At 44.3% G+C, this 4,587-nt stretch carries 8 protein-coding genes; 2 read left to right on the top strand and 6 right to left on the bottom strand.

Annotated features, from left to right (window positions below; translation table 11 throughout):
* Window positions 1-196: 196 nt before the first annotated feature.
* Entirely contained in the window at window positions 197-331 is a 135-nt protein-coding gene (locus VLG36_00490; protein HSW77258.1) for a hypothetical protein, read from the bottom strand.
* 502 nt (window positions 332-833) lie between these two features.
* On the opposite strand from VLG36_00490, the gene VLG36_00485 reads away from it, so the two are divergent.
* Window positions 834-1,403, top strand: coding sequence for an AraC family transcriptional regulator (locus VLG36_00485; protein ID HSW77257.1), 570 nt, complete (start codon window positions 834-836; stop codon window positions 1,401-1,403).
* 8 nt (window positions 1,404-1,411) lie between these two features.
* Here VLG36_00485 and VLG36_00480 read toward each other — a convergent pair whose 3' ends face one another.
* Complete coding sequence (locus tag VLG36_00480; GenBank protein HSW77256.1) at window positions 1,412-1,684, bottom strand: DUF2277 domain-containing protein; 273 nt, start codon at window positions 1,682-1,684, stop codon at window positions 1,412-1,414.
* 93 nt (window positions 1,685-1,777) lie between these two features.
* Here VLG36_00480 and VLG36_00475 point away from each other — a divergent pair, with 93 nt between their 5' ends.
* Entirely contained in the window at window positions 1,778-2,251 is a 474-nt protein-coding gene (locus VLG36_00475; GenBank protein HSW77255.1) for a hypothetical protein, read from the top strand.
* Between the two features lie 45 nt (window positions 2,252-2,296).
* Here VLG36_00475 and VLG36_00470 read toward each other — a convergent pair whose 3' ends face one another.
* The 4 genes from VLG36_00470 to VLG36_00455 form a co-directional block, all read right to left on the bottom strand.
* Window positions 2,297-2,713 (bottom strand): hypothetical protein, encoded by a 417-nt coding sequence (locus VLG36_00470; GenBank protein HSW77254.1) that lies wholly within the window; start codon window positions 2,711-2,713, stop codon window positions 2,297-2,299.
* A gap of 69 nt (window positions 2,714-2,782) precedes the next feature.
* Window positions 2,783-3,304: a TetR family transcriptional regulator gene (locus VLG36_00465; GenBank protein ID HSW77253.1), complete on the bottom strand. Its 522-nt coding sequence runs from the start codon at window positions 3,302-3,304 to the stop codon at window positions 2,783-2,785.
* A 230-nt stretch (window positions 3,305-3,534) separates the two neighbouring features.
* Window positions 3,535-3,912, bottom strand: coding sequence for an ester cyclase (locus VLG36_00460; GenBank protein HSW77252.1), 378 nt, complete (start codon window positions 3,910-3,912; stop codon window positions 3,535-3,537).
* 203 nt (window positions 3,913-4,115) lie between these two features.
* Window positions 4,116-4,361 (bottom strand): hypothetical protein, encoded by a 246-nt coding sequence (locus VLG36_00455; protein HSW77251.1) that lies wholly within the window; start codon window positions 4,359-4,361, stop codon window positions 4,116-4,118.
* Window positions 4,362-4,587: the final 226 nt, after the last annotated feature.

Genomic DNA, 4,587 nt, shown 5'->3' with positions numbered 1-4,587 from the left:
TCGCAATCTTTGCTGCGAGCTAGGGGTGTTTGCAATGATTTGCATAATAAAATATCTTTGTGTTATTTGGTGACTATCCCCTTATAGCAAGTACACCCCAAGAAGCCTTAACTATTTACTTGTTGTAAAGGTATAGTTACCTTTTTTCGTATGACACCTCATCACTGGAGGTATTTTTGAAACAAGAAAGAGTAATCTATTCGACAGACTTTAGAACTTCTAGGTGCGGGTTGTGCATAATCCCCAGGATATTTCCAAATGTATCAACCGCTGTTGCAGTTATGAATCCACGTCCGCGATCTTGCGGTGCTTCTAATTGTTTGCCTCCCATAGAATCACCTTTTCTAGTACAGTCTGAACGTCATCAATATGCCAATATGCAACGATTCCTGCCCGCCCTTTTAAACTCTCTGTATCGTATTTGCTATCTATGATACCGAGCTCTGTTCGGTAATCTCCCAATCGAAATTTAGCGTATTCTGGTCGTTCGAAGTAAGAGTCTATGCCTAAGATTTGTTATACCAGTTCTTGGCTGCTTCATAGTCATCAGCAAAAAAGCTAATGGTGCTTACTCCGTGTAGAATGTTTATGTGTCATGATACCTCCTTGTTATGTATCTGCACCTCTATCTATTGAGGATGCTGACTCTTATAATAAGAAGACGAATGACAAAAGTAGGTTTCCAGCGGCATGTTACTTTTCAAAGATACCAGCCACCCGAAAGCTTATTACCGTTTGTGAGCCATTTATGGATTATTAGCTGGGATCGAGTCGGCGAGTAGCCATATGTTGACATATCTCAAAACCGGAATCAGGTATTCAATGCATGTTTCGTGACAGGAGACTACAAGGCAGCCGATTCGGGCAGAATTATTGGCGCTCGCCTTTTCTCTGGTGCTTTTCATGCGCTTTGGCAAAAATCTCTTGCAGATCTTTATAATACGACCATTCCTCTTAGGCAAGTATTTCCTGATGTTAACGACGCCTTCATCGAGAAACTTCTATTACAACCAGATGAAGTTGCAGTATATAGGTTGGCTGAACTTATTCAGTCTAAAAAGCCACTTGCGGATCGCAATATTGAACTCGTGGATGAAATAATCAGTGCCATTGAAACGGATAACTTGCAGGATGTTAAGGCGGTTGCCCAAAGATTCGGAAAAAGCGAACGCCGGCTGCAACAACTTTTTCAGGAATATGTTGGTATTGGTATCAAGTGGTTACTCCAAAGAAACCGACTCATAGAAGCGGCTGTTTTTATTCGTGATGAAGATTCTCCTAACTGGGCGGCCTTAGCGTTTGATCTTGGGTATAGTAGCCAACAACACTTTATAACTGATTTCAAACATGTTATAGGCAAGACACCTATACAGTACAAGAAGTCTTTAACGAATAATCCGTGATACTCTTGCTATGAATTACCAAAACGCTTAACGGCTCGAGCATGAGCTTTTGCCGCTTCTTCTTCGCGATTATGCGGCTCAGCGTTGGTTACCAGATCGTGCAGTAGCTTACTGGCGACGATGGTTACTTCTTCAATCGCATCAGTAAAGGCGTCCTCGTTGACTTGTGAGGGCTCATGAAAGCCAGAAAGTTTTCTGACGAACTGCAGCGATGCGGCCCGAATTTCTTCCTCGGTTGCGGGTGGGTCGAAGTTGAAGAGTGTTTTTATATTTCTACACATAGTTCCTCCTTGGGTCTTATTATACGGGCTATTTTGAAAGTCGGACTTGAGCGATGTTTGACGAGACCACAACGAAGGCGTAGTATGACGGTAATGACGCTTAGTAGTATAGAGTTTCGTACTCAAACATCAACACGGGGTGAGCGAGTATTTACTGTGCAACAAGAACGCCCGAATACGTTCTCTCTAAATGAGGCTGAAACAAGAAAAGAGCCTACTCTTTTTGCTGCGGACGAACGTGGGCCGGGCGTATACGAAGTCGCAATTGAGAGAACGGCAACTCCGACTGAAGCAGCAATGCTTGCGAATGCCGCCTTTCAAAGCATTGCCGTATTTGAAAATAACATAGCGAATAGAAACACAGATATTTTTGCGCTTGTCGGAACGAGCGATCTTCTGGCAGCCCATGAGCACGCAAACCTATACGACAAAGGGCTTGGTATGGCGGCTGTTGCGTTGACGAGACAGGGTGACGAGATAATTATGCTCGGCGGTGACGCGCAAGAAGTTAGTGGGAATGCAGCGTGGACGTTGCATGATGCCAATATCTACAGAGCGACTACGTAACTCTGGGACAATGCGTCCCTATCCGCAAAACTTGTCTTTTCTTTACTACTCTTTGCCGCTTCGTGTTTTAACGAAGAGAGCGCCGTATATCCAAAAATTCGCAATAAAGCCGATCGACATGCCGTATGACCACCAGTTACTTTCGGTAGCTGCAGTCATGATGCCACAGAGTAGAGTTATAAGGATAGTTGCTAGGCCAATCCATGCCAATTTCATAAAGTCAGATGATTTGGCGCGTACTACAGTCACGATACTACCAGCTACTAGGCTAAGGCCGATGAGCACATGAAGACTCAATAGGATCGAGGTAGCTGTTTGTTGTCCACCCGTGACTTCTGAGGGTAAGCCTATAAGATTGACTCCCATGCCAAGAAGGAACATAGCTGTCAGCCCGAGGAGCTGATCGCGAGCTTGCTTATTGATACGATGATTTTGAAGTGAGTTTTTTACTGTTGTCTGCATAATTATCCTTTTCTGTTAGAAAGTCCGTCAATGGTTTAGATAGAAGGTACGTTATTTAGTTCGGTGAGTTTACAACTCTAATCCTTGTTCTAGTCGTGCTAGCGCTGCGTCCATGCCTCCTTCGAAGATTGCCATAGAAGGTTGTTTGTATGACTGCTGCAACACTGCAACCATGACACCTATAATGGCACCAGCGAGATTGCGCACCGCAATGTCGTCAGTGTTTTTCCCAGTACGCTGTGCAATGATACCAGCAAAGGCATCGATGCTGGCTGCTGTTTCACCGAAAGCTTTATTTCTCAGCGTTTGATCTGAATTTAATAGTTCAAAGCGCTGCAATTCTAATCGTTTCTTCTCTTTTGGAAGTGTATCGCTAAGCTCCTGTACGGCATTTCGCATTGCACGAATTGTTGGAGTATCTGGAGATTGCCGCATAAAAGCCCCAATGATGATTGGATCGATATTATCATATAGGATCACCGCTTCCTTCGTGTTGAAATAACGAAAGAATGTACTGGGAGACACCTCAGCTGCTTCAGCAATTTGTTCTACTGTAGTTTGCGCGTAACCATGCTCGGTGAAAAGCTGCATTGCACAAGCCTGTATCGCACTTTTCGCTGTAGATATGTTTCGCTCGCGTAGTCCTGGCATAGAGTACTTCCTTGCTATGGGTAATTTTGATATACGTTTTAGCGCTATGTTCTCTAATTGAACACAACTCTCATATTAAGGCATTATATCAATTTGACAGTAAATGTCAAATATAGAAATAGCTACAAAACTCGGACTATGCTTAAAATAGCTAAATATCACCTATTGATTCAAAATATGCCGTCAGTGTTGGGCGATTCTTCTAGTACGGGTTGAGTAAAATCCCATAACTCAATAATACTTCCGTTTTCAAACCGAAATAAGTGCAAGATAGCGAACCCGAGATCACCTGGTTTCAGAACAACGTGTGAATGTATCGCAACCATGTCGCCTTCACCTACAACGTGCTTGATACTAGACTGCTTTTTAGGAAATAGTCTGTAGTTTTCTTTCATAGCTTCTCTGAGCGTACCAAAGCCGGCGGCAAAGTGTGGGCTATGGTGCTTGCCTGTTAAGGAAACAAATTGGTCGTAGGCCTCGTCCACTTTTCCCGACGATATGAGCTTTAAGAACTCGGCTGCCCGTTCTTTGTTGGGATTTTCATGCATATTTCCAGTATAGCAACTTGGTTGTATGCGACAAAACGATCTAACTCAATTGAATAAGCCGATAAATAAAAGTGTTCTTTAGTTTATTTATAGAACACTTTATTCTTTGATTTATTGGACAAAGGTAAACCCCGCTGCATTGCAGCGGAGCGTACCTTATTCAGGTTGCTCGTCGCCGCTTGCTAGCGGGGTGAAGATGAGGTTCAGGAACTGAAATTGACTCCCAGTCCCCACAGCATGACGCAGACGCCGACGCCCATCAGCACCACCAAGAGGTACACGACCCAGTCGGTCAGGTCGCCGAACGAGATCTTCTTGGTGTGGCTCATCCAGCTCAGGACGGCGCCGATGATGACCAGAGAGAACCCGATGAGGACCTTTCCCCACCAGGGGGCGGTGGCACCAACGGTGGTGGCCGCGGTCGAGGCGGAAGCCATGACGTAGTGCATGGTTACTCCAATGCTTGTCGATGAATCTCGATCTTTGCAATGATAACATAAATATGTGCTTGTGTCAATATTTTTTGCAAAAAAATTATCCGGCTCCCATACATCTTGGACACTTCGTCATATACTTTCTAATCTAGAAAGGAGTGAAAGTGAGAACAAGAACAATGACCGGAAAACAACTCCAAGTGTATGGGGCTCGTATTCGACTGGCCTGGTTTTCGAGCTG

Source organism: Candidatus Chromulinivoraceae bacterium, assembly GCA_035478595.1.
Taxonomy (GTDB): domain Bacteria; phylum Patescibacteriota; class Saccharimonadia; order Saccharimonadales; family Saccharimonadaceae; genus CAMLKC01.
The sequence above is the reverse complement of the archived record's forward strand: the minus strand, read 5'-3'. Positions and strand labels throughout refer to the sequence as shown.